This is a genomic window from Pseudomonas sp. AC083 (genome assembly GCF_979253165.1).
This window is the reverse complement of record NZ_CEEDDH010000011.1, coordinates 165737-183500: the sequence shown is the minus strand read 5'-3', so window position 1 is coordinate 183500 and position 17764 is coordinate 165737. Positions and strand designations below refer to the sequence as shown.

At 61.0% G+C, this 17764-nt stretch carries 16 protein-coding genes; 9 read left to right on the top strand and 7 right to left on the bottom strand.

The features are described 5' to 3' along the window. Nucleotides 1-111: 111 nt before the first annotated feature. Nucleotides 112-303, bottom strand: coding sequence for a DUF6316 family protein (locus AC0IXA_RS17595; protein ID WP_122603652.1), 192 nt, complete (start codon nucleotides 301-303; stop codon nucleotides 112-114). 208 nt (nucleotides 304-511) lie between these two features. Between AC0IXA_RS17595 and AC0IXA_RS17590 the strand changes: the two genes are divergently transcribed. Further along, on the top strand, nucleotides 512-1471 hold the full coding sequence (locus AC0IXA_RS17590; RefSeq protein ID WP_341639336.1) for a DMT family transporter: 960 nt from the start codon (nucleotides 512-514) through the stop codon (nucleotides 1469-1471). A gap of 108 nt (nucleotides 1472-1579) precedes the next feature. Here AC0IXA_RS17590 and AC0IXA_RS17585 read toward each other — a convergent pair whose 3' ends face one another. Continuing rightward, the gene (locus tag AC0IXA_RS17585) at nucleotides 1580-2974 is read right to left on the bottom strand and encodes a class II fumarate hydratase (protein ID WP_471814065.1); all 1395 of its coding nucleotides are present in this window, start codon (nucleotides 2972-2974) and stop codon (nucleotides 1580-1582) included. Between the two features lie 191 nt (nucleotides 2975-3165). Here AC0IXA_RS17585 and AC0IXA_RS17580 point away from each other — a divergent pair, with 191 nt between their 5' ends. The 7 genes from AC0IXA_RS17580 (at nucleotide 3166) to AC0IXA_RS17550 (ending at nucleotide 11132) form a co-directional block, all read left to right on the top strand. Further along, nucleotides 3166-3681, top strand: coding sequence for a DUF2059 domain-containing protein (locus tag AC0IXA_RS17580; protein ID WP_016770936.1), 516 nt, complete (start codon nucleotides 3166-3168; stop codon nucleotides 3679-3681). Between the two features lie 12 nt (nucleotides 3682-3693). Next, nucleotides 3694-3993, top strand: a complete 300-nt coding sequence (locus AC0IXA_RS17575) for a BolA family protein (protein ID WP_016770935.1) — start codon at nucleotides 3694-3696, stop codon at nucleotides 3991-3993. Nucleotides 3994-4304: 311 nt separating this feature from the next. After that, on the top strand, nucleotides 4305-5246 hold the full coding sequence (trhO, locus tag AC0IXA_RS17570) for an oxygen-dependent tRNA uridine(34) hydroxylase TrhO (RefSeq protein WP_016770934.1): 942 nt from the start codon (nucleotides 4305-4307) through the stop codon (nucleotides 5244-5246). Nucleotides 5247-5281: 35 nt separating this feature from the next. Further along, the gene (locus AC0IXA_RS17565; RefSeq protein ID WP_471814073.1) at nucleotides 5282-5884 is read left to right on the top strand and encodes a DsbA family protein; all 603 of its coding nucleotides are present in this window, start codon (nucleotides 5282-5284) and stop codon (nucleotides 5882-5884) included. Next, entirely contained in the window at nucleotides 5877-7694 is a 1818-nt protein-coding gene (locus AC0IXA_RS17560; protein ID WP_071173174.1) for an ABC transporter ATP-binding protein, read from the top strand. The genes AC0IXA_RS17565 and AC0IXA_RS17560 overlap by 8 nt, the downstream gene beginning before the upstream one ends. Nucleotides 7695-7831: 137 nt before the next feature. Next, entirely contained in the window at nucleotides 7832-10291 is a 2460-nt protein-coding gene (locus AC0IXA_RS17555; protein ID WP_471814062.1) for an EAL domain-containing protein, read from the top strand. Nucleotides 10292-10370: 79 nt separating this feature from the next. Next, nucleotides 10371-11132 carry a TenA family transcriptional regulator gene (locus tag AC0IXA_RS17550; RefSeq protein WP_471814060.1) on the top strand — a complete coding sequence of 254 codons (762 nt, stop codon included), beginning with the start codon at nucleotides 10371-10373 and terminating at the stop codon, nucleotides 11130-11132. A gap of 103 nt (nucleotides 11133-11235) precedes the next feature. Here the strand turns inward: AC0IXA_RS17550 and AC0IXA_RS17545 are convergent, their stop codons facing one another. From AC0IXA_RS17545 to AC0IXA_RS17525, 5 genes are all read right to left on the bottom strand, one after another. After that, entirely contained in the window at nucleotides 11236-12162 is a 927-nt protein-coding gene (locus tag AC0IXA_RS17545; RefSeq protein WP_024013877.1) for a GGDEF domain-containing protein, read from the bottom strand. Between the two features lie 362 nt (nucleotides 12163-12524). After that, nucleotides 12525-13265 carry a YciK family oxidoreductase gene (locus AC0IXA_RS17540; protein WP_024013876.1) on the bottom strand — a complete coding sequence of 247 codons (741 nt, stop codon included), beginning with the start codon at nucleotides 13263-13265 and terminating at the stop codon, nucleotides 12525-12527. Nucleotides 13266-13448: 183 nt separating this feature from the next. Next, complete coding sequence (gene mupP / locus AC0IXA_RS17535; protein ID WP_073472346.1) at nucleotides 13449-14120, bottom strand: N-acetylmuramic acid 6-phosphate phosphatase MupP; 672 nt, start codon at nucleotides 14118-14120, stop codon at nucleotides 13449-13451. A 4-nt stretch (nucleotides 14121-14124) separates the two neighbouring features. Next, nucleotides 14125-14823, bottom strand: coding sequence for a bifunctional 2-polyprenyl-6-hydroxyphenol methylase/3-demethylubiquinol 3-O-methyltransferase UbiG (gene ubiG / locus AC0IXA_RS17530; protein ID WP_007908399.1), 699 nt, complete (start codon nucleotides 14821-14823; stop codon nucleotides 14125-14127). Nucleotides 14824-14881: 58 nt separating this feature from the next. Further along, nucleotides 14882-16216: a TRZ/ATZ family hydrolase gene (locus AC0IXA_RS17525; protein WP_071173171.1), complete on the bottom strand. Its 1335-nt coding sequence runs from the start codon at nucleotides 16214-16216 to the stop codon at nucleotides 14882-14884. Between the two features lie 108 nt (nucleotides 16217-16324). On the opposite strand from AC0IXA_RS17525, the gene mtnA reads away from it, so the two are divergent. Beyond that, complete coding sequence (gene mtnA / locus AC0IXA_RS17520; protein ID WP_016770927.1) at nucleotides 16325-17401, top strand: S-methyl-5-thioribose-1-phosphate isomerase; 1077 nt, start codon at nucleotides 16325-16327, stop codon at nucleotides 17399-17401. Nucleotides 17402-17764 lie beyond the last annotated feature (363 nt).

The window sequence follows — 17764 nt, the reverse complement described above, 5'->3', positions numbered from 1 at the left end:
TTAATGATACGGCGACCACCGAGATCTACACCATACACTGTTCGTCGGCAGCGTCAGATGTGTATAAGAGACAGGTGGGAGCGAGCCTGCTCGCGAAGGCAGCGCCGCGGTTCAGCGGCTGGAACCCTGCCGCTGCATCCGCGCTATATAAGCCTGAATCTCCCGCTCGATCACCTGACTGTCATACGGCCCTTCGAGGGTATTTTCCCGGGTGCTGAAATACAGCTCGCCATTGACCCGACACACGCGGTCGCTGCGAAAACGGGTGGCGGGGGCGCTGTCCTCGGCGCGCATGGCGTACATGTAGGTCTCCCTGCTATGCGTTGAAAAGTCTGCAATCAGCTTATGCCTGAAGCACTTGGCGCGCCTGCCCGGCCGATCAACGGCGGCGCGCCGGTTTACTGCTGCGACCTGCACAGTTTCATTCGCGGCCTGGCGGTAACTGTCCCTGTGTTGTGCGCAGCCGGACGCCTAGAATGAGTGCTCTTGTCAGCAGGCTTTTGGGGTTCGCATGCACATTTCATCGGGGCGCTGGGTGTACGGACTGTTCCTGGCGCTGCTGACCGCGTTTCTGTGGGGCATCCTGCCGATCAAGCTCAAACAGGTATTGCAGGTGATGGACCCGGTCACGGTGACCTGGTTTCGCCTGATGGTGTCCGGTGGCTGCCTGTTCATCTATCTGGCGTCGGTCAAGCGCCTGCCAAGTCGCAAGGTGCTCGGGCCGAAGGGTGGCTGGCTGGTGCTGATGGCGGTGCTGGGGCTGGTCGGCAATTACGTGTTGTATCTGATGGGCCTCAACCTGCTCAGCCCCGGCACCGCGCAATTGGTGGTGCAAATGGGGCCGATCATGCTGCTGATCGCCAGTCTGTTCGTGTTCAAGGAGCGCTTCAGCATTGGCCAGGGCATCGGCTTGCTGGTGTTGCTGATCGGCTTCGGCCTGTTCTTCAATCAGCGCCTGGCGGAGCTGCTGACCTCGCTGTCCGACTACACCGCCGGCGTGCTGCTGGTGCTGCTGGCGTCGACGGTCTGGACCTTCTATGCGCTGGGCCAGAAGCAATTGCTGACGGTGTGGAATTCGTTGCAGGTGATGATGGTGATCTATCTGTTCTGCGGGCTATTGCTGACGCCGTGGGTGCATCCGCTTGAAGCGCTGAACCTGAGCCCGTTGCAGGGCTGGCTGTTGCTGGCGTGCTGCATGAACACCTTGATCGCCTACGGCGCATTCGCCGAAGCACTGGCGCACTGGGAAGCATCGCGGGTCAGCGCAACATTGGCGATCACGCCGCTGGTGACGTTTGTGGCGGTGGCGATTGCGGCGCGGATCTGGCCGGACTATGTGCATGCCGAGCAGATCAATGCGCTGGGCTATGGCGGGGCGGTGCTGGTGGTGCTGGGTTCGGCGCTGGTGGCGCTGGGGCCATCGTTGATTGCCGGGCTCAGGGCGCGACGGGCCAGGACTGTGCCTGGCTGAAGATCGGCGGCGCCTGAATTCGCGAGCAGGCTCGCTCCCACTTTGCAATGCAATTTTCCTGTGGGAGCGAGCTTGCTCGCGAAGGCTGACTTCCAGGCGCTGAAGATTTCAGCCCTTGGCGCCAGCCTCGATCATGTTCTCCGGGCGCACCCAGGCATCGAACTCTTCATCAGTCAGATAACCCAGCTGCAACGCAGCCTCACGCAAAGTCAGCCCTTCGCTGTAGGCCTTCTTGGCGATCTCCGCCGACTTGTCATAACCGATGTGCGGGTTCAGCGCGGTCACCAGCATAAGCCCCCGTTCCAGATGCTTGACCATGACCTCGGCATCCGGTTCGAGCCCGGCGATGCAGTGCTGCTGGAAGTTGCTGCAGCCATCACCAAGCAGACGGATCGATTGCAGCAGGTTGTGGATGATCACCGGTTTGAACACGTTCAGCTGCAAGTGCCCCTGACTGGCGGCAAAACCGATCGCCACGTCATTGCCGAGCACCTGACAGGCGAGCATCGACAGCGCTTCGCACTGGGTCGGGTTGACCTTGCCGGGCATGATCGAGCTGCCCGGTTCGTTGGCCGGCAGCTTCACTTCAGCGAAACCTGCGCGAGGACCTGAGCCCAGCAGACGCAGGTCGTTGGCGATTTTCATCAGCGCCACGGCGAGGGTTTTCAGCGCACCTGACAGCGTTACCAGCGGCTCATGACCGGCCAGCGCGGCGAACTTGTTCGGCGCGGTGACGAACGGCAGACCGGACAGTGCAGCGAGCTCGGCGGCAATCGCCTCACCGAAACCGTGCGGCGAATTCAGCCCCGTGCCGACGGCGGTACCGCCCTGAGCGAGTTCGCAGACCGCCGGCAGCGCGGCACGAATCGCGCGCTCGGCGTAATCCAGTTGCGCTATGAAACCGGACAGTTCCTGACCGAAGGTGATCGGCGTCGCGTCCATCATGTGCGTGCGTCCGGTCTTCACCAGCTTCATATGGCGCGCCGCCAGTTCAGCGAGGCCGCCGGACAGCTCGGCGATCGCCGGCAGCAGTTGTTCCTGCACCGCTTTGGCGGTGGCGATGCTCATGGCAGTGGGGAAGCAGTCGTTGGAACTTTGCGAGCGGTTGACGTGATCGTTCGGGTGCACCGGCGACTTGCCGCCGCGCGGGTTGCCGGCCAGTTCGTTGGCGCGACCGGCGATCACTTCGTTGACGTTCATGTTGCTCTGGGTGCCGCTGCCGGTCTGCCAGACCACCAGCGGGAACTGCTCGTCATGCTCGCCGGCGAGCACTTCATCGGCGGCCTGTTCGATCAGGCGGGCGATGTCGGCAGGCAGGTCGCCGTTGCGGTCGTTGACCCGTGCGGCGGCTTTCTTGATCAGCGCCAGGGCGTGCAGCACCGGTAGCGGCATGCGTTCCTGACCAATGGCAAAGTTGATCAGCGAGCGTTGCGTCTGAGCACCCCAGTAAGCGTCGTCCGGGACCTCGATCTGGCCCAGGCTGTCGGTTTCGATACGGCTCATCGTGCACACTCCTGTTGGTCTGTTGGCGCAATTTAGGCCGGCGTCGGCCCGGGTGGTTCCATCGGCTCGATTGTTGACCGCAAAACCCCGCCAATCAAGCGCGGCAAGGGCCGGGGGTTGAGCCATAGCGATTGTTAGGCGCAGAATGGTCGCCCTTGGGGTTCGACCTCGCTTTGCTTAAAGGAAACTCGATGACTCGTCTTCGCGCCATCTGTACCGCGGTTGCACTGGTTTGCGCCAGCGGCCAGGTGCTTGCCGATACCGCCAGCCACAACGCCAGTGCCGAAGCTTTCCTGACGCTGGCTCACGCTGACAAGCTGGGTACCCCGGTGTACATGCAAGTGCAGCAAATGTTCGCCCAGCGCTTTGAACAGACCAAAGCGCCTGAGTCGAAGAAAGCCGTGCTCGAAACCTACCAGGCCAAGGCCAACGCTGCGCTGGACCAGGCCATCGGCTGGAACAAGCTCAAGCCCGACATGGTCAAGCTCTACACCAGCAACTTCAGCGAATCCGAGCTCAAAGATCTGGTTGCCTTCTACCAGTCGCCACTGGGCAAAAAGGTCCTGGAAAAAATGCCGCAGCTGACCCAGCAATCGGCGCAGATGACCCAGGGCAAACTGGAAAGCGCGGTGCCAGTGGTCAACAAGCTGCTCGACGACATGACCAAAGAGCTGACCCCGGCCGCGGCGCCAGCCAAGAAGAAGTAAGCGGAGTTCGTGATGACCATGCAACAACGCATCGAATCGACGCTGGCCCTGTTACAGCCTGAGCACCTGCAAGTGCTCGACGAAAGCCACATGCACAGTCGCGGGTCACAGACCCACTACAAGGCGGTGGTGGTCAGCGCGCAGTTCGAAGGCCTGAACCGGGTCAAGCGCCACCAGAAAGTCTACGGCACGCTCGGCGAGCTGATGGGCGAGTTCCATGCGTTGGCGCTGCACACCTACACCCCGCAGGAATGGGCAGAGATCGACGGCGCCCCGGCGTCGCCGACCTGTGCTGGCGGTAGCAAGCACTGATTTTGGATGTGGCGGGATTTTTGTGGTGAGGGGATTTAGCGAAACGTCGCACCGCCCCGTTCGGCTGCGCAGCAGTCGTAAACCCTGTAACCACGGTCCTGGCAGAAGGAACGGGGCTGAATGGGTTTAGGGTTGCTTCGCCACCCAACGGGGATAAATCCCCTCGCCACAGGTTTTGTGTTGTCACAGAAGACTGAGCAAATCCAAAACACATCATGTTTTTGCTAGAATCCGCAACGCGCCGCTTAGCCGGCGCGTTTTTTTTGAATCCGGTTCACCCTTTGCGAGGGTAGCCACCTGGAGAAATACCCATGACACAACCGATTGTCGTGGCGGCACTGTACAAGTTCGTCACCCTCGAAGATTACGTTGACCTGCGCGAGCCACTGCTGCAAGCGATGGTCGACAACGGCATCAAAGGCACTCTGCTGATCGCCGAAGAAGGCATCAACGGCACGGTTTCCGGCAGCCGCGAAGGCATCGACGGCCTGCTCGCCTGGCTCAAGAACGATCCGCGCATGGTCGACATCGACCACAAGGAATCGTACTGCGACGAACAGCCGTTCTATCGCACCAAGGTCAAGCTGAAGAAAGAGATCGTCACCCTTGGCGTCGAAGGCGTCGACCCGAACAAGAAGGTCGGCACCTACGTCGAGCCGCAGGACTGGAACGCACTGATCAGCGACCCGGAAGTGCTGCTGATCGACACGCGCAACGATTACGAAGTGTCGATCGGCACCTTCGAAGGCGCCATCGATCCGAAAACCACCAGTTTTCGCGAATTTCCCGACTACATCAAAGAACACTTCGACCCGGCCGTGCACAAGAAGGTCGCGATGTTCTGCACCGGCGGCATTCGCTGCGAGAAAGCCTCGAGCTACATGCTCGGCGAGGGCTTCGAAGAGGTTTACCACCTCAAGGGCGGCATCCTGAAGTACCTCGAAGAGGTGCCGCAGGAAGAAACCAAATGGCGCGGCGACTGCTTCGTCTTCGACAACCGCGTCACCGTGCGTCACGACCTGACGGAAGGCGACTACGATCAATGTCATGCCTGCCGCACGCCGGTCAGCGTTGAAGATCGCGCCTCCGAGCACTACGTCGCCGGCATCAGTTGCCCGCATTGCTGGGACAAGCTCAGCGAGAAGACCCGGCGCAGCGCCATCGATCGGCAAAAACAGATCGAACTGGCCAAGGCGCGCAACCAGCCGCACCCGATCGGCTACAACTATAAGCAAGCATCCACCGAGGCTTAACCATGTCTGCGCGCCTGCTCTACGTGATGGATCCGATGTGTTCATGGTGCTGGGGGTTTGCTCCGGTGGCCAAGGCACTGGTCGAGCAGGCGCAGGCAGCCGGAGTGGAGCTGCATCTGGTGGTCGGCGGGTTGCGCACCGGCAGCGGTTCGGCGCTGGAGCCGACCACGCGGCGCTACATTCTCGAGCACTGGCAAGCGGTCACCGAGGCCACCGGCCAGCCGTTCAAGTTCGACGGCGCGTTGCCTGACGGTTTTGTCTACGACACCGAGCCTGCCTGTCGCGCGATTGTCACCGCGCGCAGTCTGGCGCCGGATTGCGCGTGGACACTGGTCGGGATGATCCAGCAGGCGTTCTACGCCGAAGGTCGCGATGTCACTCAGGCCAGCGTGCTGGTCGAACTGGCGGAGCAGGCCGGTGTGCCGCGTATTGAATTCGCGGCGTTGTTCGATCATGCCGATCAGCACAGGGCGACCCAGGCTGATTTCACCTGGGTGCAGGACTTGGGCATCGCTGGTTTTCCGACCCTGCTGGCCGAGCGCAACGGGCAACTGGCGCTGCTCACCAACGGTTATCAACCGCTCAGCGAGCTGTCGCCGTTGCTCGGCCGCTGGCTGGAGCGCGCGGCCTGTGTCTGACCGCGCCGATGACACGCCAACAGTAGAGCGTGTCGACCGGCTGAGCTGGGCTGAAGTCCGGCGTCTGGCACTGCATCACAAGAAATCCCTGTGGATCGCCAACGGCGTAGCCGTGCTGGCGACGCTGTGCAGCGTGCCGATCCCGTTGCTGCTGCCGTTGCTGGTCGACGAAGTGCTGCTCGGCCACGGCGATGCCGCACTGAAAGTCATGAACCATTTTCTGCCGAGCATGTGGCAGCAGGCGGCGGGTTATATCGGCCTGATGCTGGTGGTGACCCTGACCTTGCGTTGCAGCGCCCTGTGTTTTGGCGTGTTGCAGTCGCGGCTGTTCGCGCGCCTGGCCAAGGACATCGTCTACCGCATTCGCGTGCGCCTGATCGAGCGGCTCAAACGCATTTCCCTCGGCGAATACGAAAGCCTCGGCAGCGGCACGGTGACCACGCACCTGGTCACCGATCTGGACACCCTCGACAAATTCGTCGGTGAAACCCTCAGCCGCTTCCTCGTCGCGATGCTGACCCTGGTCGGCACCGCCAGCATCCTCATGTGGATGCACTGGAAGCTGGCGCTGCTGATTCTGCTGTTCAACCCGTTGGTGATATACGCCACGGTGCAGTTGGGCAAGCGCGTCAAACACCTGAAAAAACTCGAGAACGACAGCACCTCGCGCTTCACCCAGGCACTGAGCGAAACTCTCGATGCGATTCAGGAAGTGCGCGCCGGCAACCGCCAGGGCTATTTCCTCGGGCGCCTCGGTTTGCGCGCGCAGGAAGTGCGCAACTACGCAGTCAACTCGCAGTGGAAAACCGACGCCTCGAACCGCGCCAGTGGTTTGCTGTTCCAGTTCGGCATCGACATCTTCCGCGCGGCGGCGATGCTCACCGTGCTGTTTTCCGACCTGTCGATCGGGCAGATGCTCGCGGTGTTCAGTTACCTCTGGTTCATGATTGGCCCGGTCGAACAGCTGCTCAATCTGCAATACGCCTATTACGCAGCGGGCGGCGCGCTGACGCGGATCAATGAACTGCTGGCGCGCGCCGACGAGCCGCAGTATCCCGGCGGCGTCGATCCGTTCAAGGGGCGCGACACCGTCGGCATCGAGGTACAAGGCCTGAGTTTCGGTTATGGCGACGAGTTGGTGCTGGACCAGATGAACCTGTCGATCCTGCCCGGCGAAAAAGTCGCGATCGTCGGCGCCAGCGGCGGCGGCAAAAGTACCTTGGTGCAGTTGCTGCTGGGTCTGTACACACCAGCGGCCGGGACCATTCGCTTCGGCGGATCGACCCAGCAGGAGATCGGTCTGGAGACCGTGCGCGAGAACGTCGCGGTGGTGCTGCAGCATCCGGCGCTGTTCAACGACAGCGTGCGCGCCAACCTGACCATGGGCCGCATGCGCAGCGACGAAGCCTGCTGGCAGGCGCTGGAAATTGCGCAAATGGCCGCGACCATCCGAGCGCTGCCCGCTGGCCTCGACAGCATCGTTGGTCGCTCCGGCGTGCGTTTGTCCGGAGGTCAGCGCCAGCGTCTGGCGATTGCGCGGATGATTCTCGCTGAGCCGAAAGTAGTCATTCTCGACGAAGCCACTTCGGCCCTCGATGCCGCCACCGAGTACAACCTGCACCAGGCGATGGCGAAATTTCTCCATGGCCGCACCACGCTGATCATTGCCCATCGCCTGTCGGCGGTGAAACAGGCGGACCGCGTGCTGGTGTTCGACGGCGGGCAGATCGCCGAGGACGGCGACCATCGCCAACTGATCGCCGACGGCGGTCTGTACGCCAAGCTCTACGGCAACTTGCAACAGCACTGATCGAAACCCTCGCCGACCTGTCAGAGGTTCTGCGCGCGGTGTAACGCCGCGCCTTGCCTTGAACGAGAACCCCACCTAGTCTCGTCATAGCGAATTCGCCCGGAAGGCGAGCGGGCAGTGCTCATGCAAGGACTCTCATGAAGCAAAAGCAGACTCTGGGAACACCACGGTTGTTGGGTATCGTCTGGCCCTTTATTGCTGTCGTGGTGTTCCAGGCATTACTGGGGGGCGTGAGCCTTTACGTGCTTTCGGCCGTGCGTGGCTACGTCGCTGGCGAAAGCCTGTGGTCCAAAGGCCAGAAAGACGCCATCTATTACCTCAACCTCTACGCCGACAGCCGTGACGAGGCGATCTATCGCAAATACCTGGCGGCGATCGCCGTGCCCCAGGGCGGGCACCAATTGCGTCTGGCTCTGGATCGTCAGCCGCCGGATCTGCAAGCGGCGCGCGAAGGCATTCTCAAGGGCGGTAATCATCCAGACGATGTCTCCAGCGTCATCTGGCTGTACCTCAATTTCCGCCACTACAGTTATCTGGAAACCGCGATCGATCGCTGGACGATTGGCGATGCCTATCTCGACCGACTGCACGAAGTCGCGCAGGAGATGCACCAAGGCATTGCGCAGAACCAGGCCAGTCCCGGCGATGTGCAGCGCTGGAAGTTACAGATCTTCGCCATCAACGATGCAGTCACCCCAGCGGCCAAGGCTTTCAGCGATGCCTTGGGCGAAGGCTCGCGGGTGATCATGCGCCTGCTGCTGTTCACCAACCTGGCCACCGCGCTGGGTCTGATCGCGCTGGCGCTGTGGCGCACGCACAAACTGCTCAAGCAGCGCCATGAGTTTGCCCAGGCGCTGCAACTGGAAAAGGATCGCGCGCATATCACTCTGCAGTCGATTGGTGATGGCGTGATCACCACCGACGTCAACGGCGCGATCGATTACATGAACCCGGCCGCCGAGGCCATGACGCACTGGAAGGCCGAGCAGGCGGCAGGGCTGCCGTTGTCGGCGCTGTTCAACCTGCTTGACGACAACGCCCAGACCGAAGGGCTGACGTTGATCGAGCACATTCTCAGTGGCCAGCTCAGCGGCGGCAGCGAACATTCCAAGCTGATCCAGCGTCTGGACGGCAGCACCCTGTCGGTGACCCTGGTCGGCGCGCCGATCCGCAATGCCGGGAATGTCAGCGGCACGGTGCTGGTGCTGCACGACATGACCCAGGAGCGGCAATACATCGCCAATCTGTCCTGGCAGGCGACTCACGATGCCCTGACCGGTCTGGCCAACCGCCGCGAATTCGAATATCGCCTCGAACAGGCCTTGCACAAACTGACGCGCCAGCCCGGGCGGCACGCGCTGATGTTCCTCGATCTGGATCAGTTCAAACTGGTCAACGACACCTGCGGGCACGCGGCGGGCGATGAGTTGCTGCGGCACATCTGCACGCTGCTGCAATCAGACTTGCGCGAGGGCGATACCCTGGCGCGACTGGGCGGCGATGAATTCGGTATTTTGCTCGAGAACTGCCCGCCGGACATCGCCGAGAAGATTGCCGAAAGCCTGCGCCAGACCGTGCAGAACCTGCATTTTGTCTGGAAGGGGCGGCCGTTCCTGACCACAGTCAGTATCGGCCTGGTGCATGTCGCGCAGAATCCGACCACCCTTGAAGCCTCTCTGCGTGCGGCGGACATGGCCTGCTACATGGCCAAGGAAAAGGGCCGCAACCGCGTGCAGGTCTATCATGCGGACGACTCCGAACTGTCCATGCGCTTCGGTGAAATGGCTTGGGTGCAACGGCTGCACATGGCGCTGGAAGAAAACCGCTTTTGCCTTTATGCCCAGCAGATCGCGCCACTCAAGCCGCAACCCGGCCAGGCTGGACACATCGAAATTCTCCTGCGTTTGCATGATGAATCCGGGCGGATGATTTTGCCTGACAGCTTCATTCCGGCAGCGGAGCGATATGGTTTGATGACTCAGTTAGATCGCTGGGTAGTTGAAAATGTTTTCAAGGTTATTGCCCAGTGTATTGAACAGGAACATGAACTTCCTTTGGCGATGTGTGCGATTAATCTGTCAGGCATTACTATAGGAGATGACGCGTTTTTGCACTTCCTGCGGGAACAGTTTGTTAACTACGCTATACCGCCTGAAATGATTTGTTTTGAAATTACTGAAACCAGTGCAATCGCAAATCTTGGCAGTGCAATTCGTTTTATCAATGAACTCAAAGGCTTAGGCTGTCACTTTTCTCTGGATGATTTTTGTGCCGGAATGTCTTCATTCGCTTACTTGAAACATTTGCCTGTAGACTTCCTGAAGATCGACGGGAGTTTCGTTAAGGATATGCTGGACGACCCGATTAATCGGGCAATGGTCGAAGTGATCAATCACATCGGCCATGTCATGGGTAAGCAGACAATTGCCGAGTTTGTTGAAACTAACCAGATCGAACAGGCATTGCTTGAAATAGGTGTGGATTACGCTCAGGGGTATGTCATCGAGCGTCCGCAATTATTTACCTGTGACAGTTTGCAAAGTCGCCCTGCCAGACCGCAGCCGTTGTTGTTCAAAGCGCCTGGCACGTTCCGTTGAAGTCTCTCGCCGATCCTTGCCATCACAACTCAAAAGGAGCCGAACAGTGATCGACACATTCAACCGAACCGGACCCCTCATGGAAGCTGCAAGTTATCCTGCCTGGGCGCAACAGCTCATCAAGGATTGCAGCGAGAGCAAGCGCCGGGTTGTCGAACATGAACTTTATCAGCGCATGCGCGACAACAGACTCAGCGCGAAAACCATGCGCCAGTACCTGATCGGCGGCTGGCCGGTGGTCGAGCAGTTTGCCTTGTACATGGCGCAGAACCTGACCAAGACCCGCTTCGCCCGCCATCCCGGCGAAGACATGGCGCGGCGCTGGCTGATGCGCAACATCCGCGTCGAACTCAATCACGCCGACTACTGGATGCACTGGAGTCGCGCCCATGGCGTCAGTCTCGAAGATCTCCAGGCCCAGCAAGTGCCGCCGGAGCTGCATGCGCTGAGTCACTGGTGCTGGCACACCAGCTCGGCGGATTCGCTGATCGTGGCGATTGCCGCGACCAACTATGCGATCGAGGGGGCGACCGGGGAGTGGTCAGCGGTGGTCTGCTCGACCGGGGTTTACGCCGCGGCGTTCTCGGAAGAGGACCGCAAGCGCGCGATGAAGTGGTTGAAGATGCATGCCCAGTACGACGATGCCCACCCGTGGGAAGCGCTGGAAATCATCTGCACCCTCGCCGGCATGAACCCGAGCAAGGCGTTGCAGGCCGAGCTGCGGCAGGCGATCTGCAAGAGTTATGACTACATGTACCTGTTTCTGGAGCGGTGCATGCAGTTGGAGACTTCGGAGCGCTTGCTGGTCAACCGCGAGCGCCGGACCGTAACCGAAAGCTGATCGAACTGTGGGAGCGAGCCTGCTCGCGAAAGCGGTGGGTCATGCAACGAATCGTTGTCTGACACTCCCTCTTCGCGAGCCGGCTCGCTCCCACAATTGTTTTTCAGCCAGCCATCGCCAGCCGGTTCCGCCCCTCGCGCTTTGCGACATAGAGCGCGCTGTCGGCCCGGCGCAGCAAGCTGTCCGCCGACTCGCCCGGCAGTAACGTCGAGCATCCCAGGCTCACGGTGATCTCGATCAACTGGCCATCGGCAAAGTATTCCTCCGACTGCGTCGCCTGGCGCAAACGCTCGCCGACCATCGCCGCCGCTTCGCGACCGGTGTTGGACAGCAGGATCAGAAACTCTTCGCCGCCATAACGGAACACCATGTCGACGTTGCGCAGTTGCGCCTTGATCGACGCGGCAATGGCTCTGAGCACCTCATCACCGGCGCCATGCCCGTGGTCATCGTTGACCCGTTTGAAGTGGTCGATGTCGAGCATCAGTACCGACAGCGGCTGCGCATGGCGGCGCGACATGTCGATCTCGCGCTGCAAGGTCTGCTCCATGGCCACCCGATTGCCGGCACCGGTCAACGGGTCGCGTAAGGCACTTTGCGTCGCAGCGCGGTAGAGCAGGGCGTTGCGCATCGGGTACAGCAGGCAGGACAGCAGCGACTCGAGGTCGCCCTGTTCCTTGTCATTGAAACGCTGATTGCGGCGGAAGACCAGCTCGCCCATGTGCTCGCCTTCGTGGCTCAGGGTGTAGCTGACCGAGTGGTGGCCGCGCGCGCCGAACTCCAGGCGCAAGTCGCTGGCCTGATGCACATAGCTCAGGGCGTCCAGTGGCACCAGGCGTTGGATTTCGCGGAAGAACAGGCCAAGGATGCGCTGAGGCTCCAGGCTGGTTTGCAGTTGCAGGCTCATTTGCTGACGCAGTTGCGCCAGGCTGGTCGGGCGCTCGATCAGCGCCGGTAGTTGACCGAAGCCCAGGCGCTGCAATTTGGCACTGTCAAAGTCAATTGCATGGGTCTGGGAAGGAGATTTCATATGGCGTGAGCCCCTAAGCAGTAAGTCTGTCTTACAGGCTGGGTGAGAGCGGCTATGGGCTGCGCGTCGTACTGATCCATCAGTCCCGTAGGACATTTGGCGTAAGTTTAGTCTGCCGCAAGACGATCAGTCAGCTATCGAAATCGGCGTCTGCCCCATGGCCATCACACGGCATGTTTTGAGGGAATTTAGAGCGAAACCCGTGCCATTCGGTTCGATTTAATTTAAAGCTTTTCGAATCAATGACTTGCTGGCGGATGCCGGGCGGCCGCGCTGGGTTATTGGCGGCTTTGTGACGGTTATGAGCGGCAATCGCTTGCCGCGCCAGCATTCTGCCGCGGCAACAAATGCGACGTATGGCGTTATTGGGCGTTGAAAGCCTGGCCATTGACGCCCGCGCTGTCCGGGCCCATCAGGTACAGATACACCGGCATGATCTCTTCCGGTGTCGGGTTGTTCAGCGGATTTTCCCCTGGATAAGCCTGCGCGCGCATGCTGGTGCGCGTACCGCCCGGGTTGATGCTGTTGGAGCGTACCGGCGCAACGCCTTCCACTTCATCGGCCAGGGTTTGCATCAGGCCCTCGGTGGCAAATTTCGACACACCGTAAGCGCCCCAGTACGCGCGACCCTTGCGCCCGACGCTGCTGGAGGTGAACACCACCGAAGCATCCTGGGACAGCTTGAGCAACGGCAGCAGGGTGCTGGTCAGCATGAACATCGCGTTGACGTTGACCTGCATGACGCGCATGAAGTTTTCGCCGGACAGTTGTTCGATCGGCGTGCGCGGGCCGATGATCGAAGCGTTGTGCAGCAGGCCGTCGAGATGGCCGAACTCGGTTTCGATCATCGCGGCCAGCTCATCATATTGATGGGGCAGGGCGGTCTCGAGGTTGAACGGGATCACCGCCGGTTGCGGGTGGCCCGCTGCTTCGATCTCGTCGTAGACCTCGGTCAGATTGGCTTCGGTCTTGCCCAGCAGCAACACGGTGGCACCGTGGGCGGCATAGGTTTTCGCCGCAGCCGCGCCGATGCCACGGCCGGCACCGGTGACCAGAATGACCCGATCCTTGAGCAATTCAGGGCGAGCGGTGTAATCAAACATAAAAACCTCACAATCCATTTCATGAAGACCTGCTTGACCCCTGTGGCGAGGGGATTTATCCCCGTTCGGCGGCGAAACCGTCGCAAAACCTGTGTGTCACATCGCCTGGATAAAAGCGGGGGCCGCTTCGCAGCCCAGCGGGGATAAATCCCCTCGCCACACAGGGAGCTTGCAACAGTCAGGTCAGCAGCTGCACAGCGCGCTGTCGAGTACCTTGCGCAACTCCAGCGGGTGATCCACCACCACGTCCGCGCCCCAGTGCCGTGGGTTGTCATCCGGGTGGATGTAGCCGTAGGTCACCGCAGCGGTTTTGGTGCCGGCATCGCGGCCCGATTCGATATCGCGCAGATCATCGCCGATGAACAGCACGGTCGACGGATCCAGATCAAGCATCTTGCAAGCGAGGATCAGCGGCTCCGGGTCCGGCTTGCTGTTCTTCACATGATCCGGGCAGATCAGCAGCGCCGAACGCTCGGCCAGCCCCAGACGTTGCATGATGGGCTCGGCGAAGCGCACCGGTTTGTTGGTGACCACGCCCCAGATCAGGTTGGCCTTTTCGATATCGGCGAGCAGTTCGCCCATGCCGTCGAACAATTTGCTGTGCACCGCGCAGCCGACCAGGTAGCGCTCGAGAAACTCCTGGCGCAGCTCCTCGAACCCCGGCGATTCCGGATCCATCGAAAACGTCACCGCGACCATGGCCTTGGCGCCGCCGGAAATCTCGTCGCGGATGTGCTTGTCGTTGATCGGCGGCAGACCGCGATCGGCGCGCATCGCCTGGCAGATGGCGATGAAGTCCGGCGCGGTGTCGAGCAGGGTGCCGTCCATGTCGAAAAGTACCGCTCTGATGGCCATCGGCTTATTCCTCGCGCAGGGTCTGGATCATGTAGTTGACGTCAACGTCGTTGGCCAGCTTGTAGTGCTTGGTCAGCGGGTTGTAGGTCAGGCCGATGATGTCCTTGACGGTCAGGCCAGCCATGCGGCTCCACGCGCCGAGCTCGGACGGGCGGATGAATTTCTTGAAGTCGTGGGTGCCGCGCGGCAGCAGCTTCATGATGTATTCGGCGCCGATGATCGCGAACAGATACGCCTTCGGGTTGCGGTTGATGGTCGAGAAGAACACCTGGCCGCCCGGCTTGACCATGCGGAAACAGGCGCGGATCACCGAGGATGGATCCGGCACGTGCTCGAGCATCTCCAGGCAGGTGACCACGTCGAACTGCTCGGGCATTTCCTCGGCGAGGGCTTCGGCGGTGATCTGGCGGTATTCGACGCTGACCCCGGATTCCAGCTGATGCAGTTGCGCGACCGCCAGCGGCGCTTCGCCCATGTCGATGCCCATCACCGTGGCGCCGCGCTGGGCCATGGCTTCGCTGAGGATGCCGCCGCCGCACCCGACGTCGAGGACTTTCTTGCCGGCCAGATTGACCCGCTCGTCGATCCAGTTGACCCGCAGCGGGTTGATGTCGTGCAGCGGCTTGAATTCGCTTTCACGGTCCCACCAGCGATGGGCCAGGGCTTCGAATTTGGCGATTTCGGCGTGGTCGACGTTGCTCATGTTCAATTCCTCGAAAAACCTGAAAAGGGCTGTAGCCGCGGATATAGCGCCGCGGTGTTTACGATTCGGTGTGGCCGCTGATGCGCTGGCCCCAGTGGCGGGCGGTCGCGCCCAGCTGTTGTTCGTCCATGCGGGTCAGGCGCCGGTCGTCGAGCAGTTGCTTGCCGGCAACCCACAGGTGTTTCACGCAATCACGCCCGGTCGCGTAGATCAGCTGCGACACCGGGTCATACACCGGTTGCTGCGCCAGGCCGGACAGGTCGAAAGCGACGATGTCCGCGGCTTTGCCAATCTCCAGCGAGCCGACCTGCGCCTCGATCCCCAGTGCACGCGCACCATTGAGGGTGGCCATGCGCAAGGCGCGATGGGCGTCCAGCGCCGTGGCAGAGCCGGCCACGGCTTTGGCCAGCAGGGCAGCGGTGCGGGTTTCGCCGAGCAGGTCGAGATCATTGTTGCTCGCCGCGCCATCGGTGCCGACGGCAACGTTCACCCCAGCCTGCCACAAACGTTCGACCGGGCAGAAGCCGCTGGCCAGTTTCAGATTGGATTCCGGGCAGTGGATCACGCTGCTGTTGCTTTCTACCAGCAGCGCGAGGTCGTCATCGCTGATCTGGGTCATGTGCACCGCCTGGAAGCGCGGGCCGAGCAGGCCAAGGCGGCCAAGTCGCGCCAGTGGCCGTTCGCCGGTTTGCTCTACGGCCTGCTGCACCTCGAATGCGGTTTCATGCACATGCATGTGGATAGAGGCGTCCAGCTCCTCGGCGATGACCCTGATTTTCTCCAGGTTCTCATCACCGACGGTGTAGGGTGCATGCGGGCCGAAGGTGATCTTGATGCGCTCGTGATGCTTGAGATCGCCGAACAATTCGACGCCCTGACGAATGGCTTCGTCGGCACTGCTGGCGCCGGGGATCGGGAAATCGAGGATCGGAATGGCGATCTGCGCGCGGATACCGCTGTTGTGTACGCGCTCGCTGGCGACTTTCGGGAAAAAGTACATGTCAGAGAAGCAAGTGATGCCGCCCTTGATCTGCTCGGCGATGGCCAGATCGGTGCCGTCGCGGACGAAATCCTCATCGACCCATTTGCCTTCGGCCGGCCAGATGTGGTTTTCCAGCCAGGTCATCAGCGGCAGATCGTCAGCCAGGCCACGGAACAGCGTCATCGCCGCGTGGCCGTGGGCATTGATCAGTCCCGGCGCCAACAGAACATCCGGCAGTTCACGGATTTCTGTCGCGTTACACTTCAACGCTTCGGCGCGCGGGCCGATAAACACGATGCAACCGTCACGGATGCCCAGGCCGTGCTCCTTGAGCACCACGCCTGCCGGTTCGACGGGGACCAGCCAGGTCGGCAGCAATAACAGGTCGAGCGCAATGGCAGGTTTCGGCATCGAGGGTCGGTTCCAGTGCTTTTGTAAAGGATGGCGAAGTATACCCGAGCGTCTTCGCGGGGGGATCGCTATAATCGGCGGCTTTTGTTCATGAGTGCGGGGTGTGGGATGCGCGATCGACTGTTGGCTGCGGAGAAAGTGAAGGCCATCGATTGGCGTGATGGCGCGCTGCACCTGCTGGATCAGCGTATTTTGCCGTTCGAGGAAACCTGGATCGCCTACACCAGCGCCGCCGGCGTGGCCGAAGCGATTCGCTCGATGGTCGTGCGTGGCGCACCGGCTATTGGCATCAGTGCGGCTTATGGCATTGTCCTCGCGGCGCGGGCGCGGATTGCCGAGGGCGGCGACTGGTACGCGGCGCTGGAAGAGGATTTCGCCCTGTTGGCCGATTCGCGTCCGACCGCGGTCAATCTGTTCTGGGCGCTGGGCCGCATGCACGATCGCCTGGATCGACTGAAAAGCAACGCCGATCCGCTGGCGGCGCTGGAAGCCGAGGCCATCGCCATTCACGAAAGCGACCGCGAAGCCAACCTGACCATGGCGCAGCTTGGCGTCGATCTGATTCGCAAACATCAAGGCAACGCTCAAGCCATCCTGACCCACTGCAACACCGGCGCGCTGGCCACCGGCGGGTTCGGTACTGCGCTGGGGGTGATCCGCGCTGCTTATATAGAAGGCATGGTCGAGCGCGTTTACGCCGACGAAACCCGGCCATGGTTGCAGGGCTCGCGGCTGACCGCGTGGGAGCTGGCCAACGAAGGCATCCCGGTGACCCTGAATGCCGACTCCGCCGCCGCGCACATCATGAAAACCAAAGGCGTGACCTGGGTGATCGTCGGCGCTGACCGCATCACCGCCAATGGCGACGTGGCGAACAAGATCGGCACCTATCAACTGGCAGTCAACGCCATGCACCACGGCGTGCGCTTCATGGTGGTGGCGCCGAGTTCGACCATCGACATGAATCTGGCCAGCGGCGATGACATTCCGATTGAAGAGCGTGATGGCGCCGAACTGCTGGAAGTCGGCGGTAAACGCGTCGGTGCCGATGTTGAAGCGTTCAACCCGGTGTTTGATGTCACCCCGGCGGATCTGATCGATGCGATCGTCACCGAGAAAGGCATCGTCGAACGCCCGGACACCGCGAAAATGGCCCAGCTGATGTGTCGCAAGCGCCTGCATTGATGCGGTGATTCTCAATGTAGGAGCTGCCGAAGGCTGCGATCTTTTGATCTTGCTTTTTACAGGTCAGGATCAAAAGATCGCAGCCTTCGGCAGCTCCTACAGGTGTTTGAGGCCCTAAAAGTCAATAAACATCCCCAAACCAAGCCTCAATTCTGCATTCAACCAAGCTCTGAGCTTCTGTCGTCCCCCTCAAGCCTGTCATCGGTCAACTAACTATGCTCCATGCGCATCTGGGGGATAGGTGCGTGGCGGCCTTTGTGATAACATCCGGCGTTTTCCGAGGCGGCTCCACGGAGCTGTCTTTACTGCGCAAATCCGCGATCCAATGTTGATTTGTCGTAAGTCGGCGCATGGCACTCGGCC

Coding starts and splice junctions, on each gene's coding strand:
- mupP (WP_073472346.1), bottom strand. CDS start 14,120: ATGGCCATCAGAGCGGTACTTTTCGACATGGACGGCACCCTGCTCGAC.
- AC0IXA_RS17540 (WP_024013876.1), bottom strand. CDS start 13,265: ATGTTTGATTACACCGCTCGCCCTGAATTGCTCAAGGATCGGGTCATT.
- AC0IXA_RS17565 (WP_471814073.1), top strand. CDS start 5,282: ATGTGTTCATGGTGCTGGGGGTTTGCTCCGGTGGCCAAGGCACTGGTC.
- trhO (WP_016770934.1), top strand. CDS start 4,305: ATGACACAACCGATTGTCGTGGCGGCACTGTACAAGTTCGTCACCCTC.
- ubiG (WP_007908399.1), bottom strand. CDS start 14,823: ATGAGCAACGTCGACCACGCCGAAATCGCCAAATTCGAAGCCCTGGCC.
- AC0IXA_RS17545 (WP_024013877.1), bottom strand. CDS start 12,162: ATGAAATCTCCTTCCCAGACCCATGCAATTGACTTTGACAGTGCCAAA.
- AC0IXA_RS17550 (WP_471814060.1), top strand. CDS start 10,371: ATGGAAGCTGCAAGTTATCCTGCCTGGGCGCAACAGCTCATCAAGGAT.
- AC0IXA_RS17525 (WP_071173171.1), bottom strand. CDS start 16,216: ATGCCGAAACCTGCCATTGCGCTCGACCTGTTATTGCTGCCGACCTGG.
- AC0IXA_RS17555 (WP_471814062.1), top strand. CDS start 7,832: ATGAAGCAAAAGCAGACTCTGGGAACACCACGGTTGTTGGGTATCGTC.
- AC0IXA_RS17580 (WP_016770936.1), top strand. CDS start 3,166: ATGACTCGTCTTCGCGCCATCTGTACCGCGGTTGCACTGGTTTGCGCC.
- mtnA (WP_016770927.1), top strand. CDS start 16,325: ATGCGCGATCGACTGTTGGCTGCGGAGAAAGTGAAGGCCATCGATTGG.
- AC0IXA_RS17590 (WP_341639336.1), top strand. CDS start 512: ATGCACATTTCATCGGGGCGCTGGGTGTACGGACTGTTCCTGGCGCTG.
- AC0IXA_RS17595 (WP_122603652.1), bottom strand. CDS start 303: ATGTACGCCATGCGCGCCGAGGACAGCGCCCCCGCCACCCGTTTTCGC.
- AC0IXA_RS17575 (WP_016770935.1), top strand. CDS start 3,694: ATGACCATGCAACAACGCATCGAATCGACGCTGGCCCTGTTACAGCCT.
- AC0IXA_RS17585 (WP_471814065.1), bottom strand. CDS start 2,974: ATGAGCCGTATCGAAACCGACAGCCTGGGCCAGATCGAGGTCCCGGAC.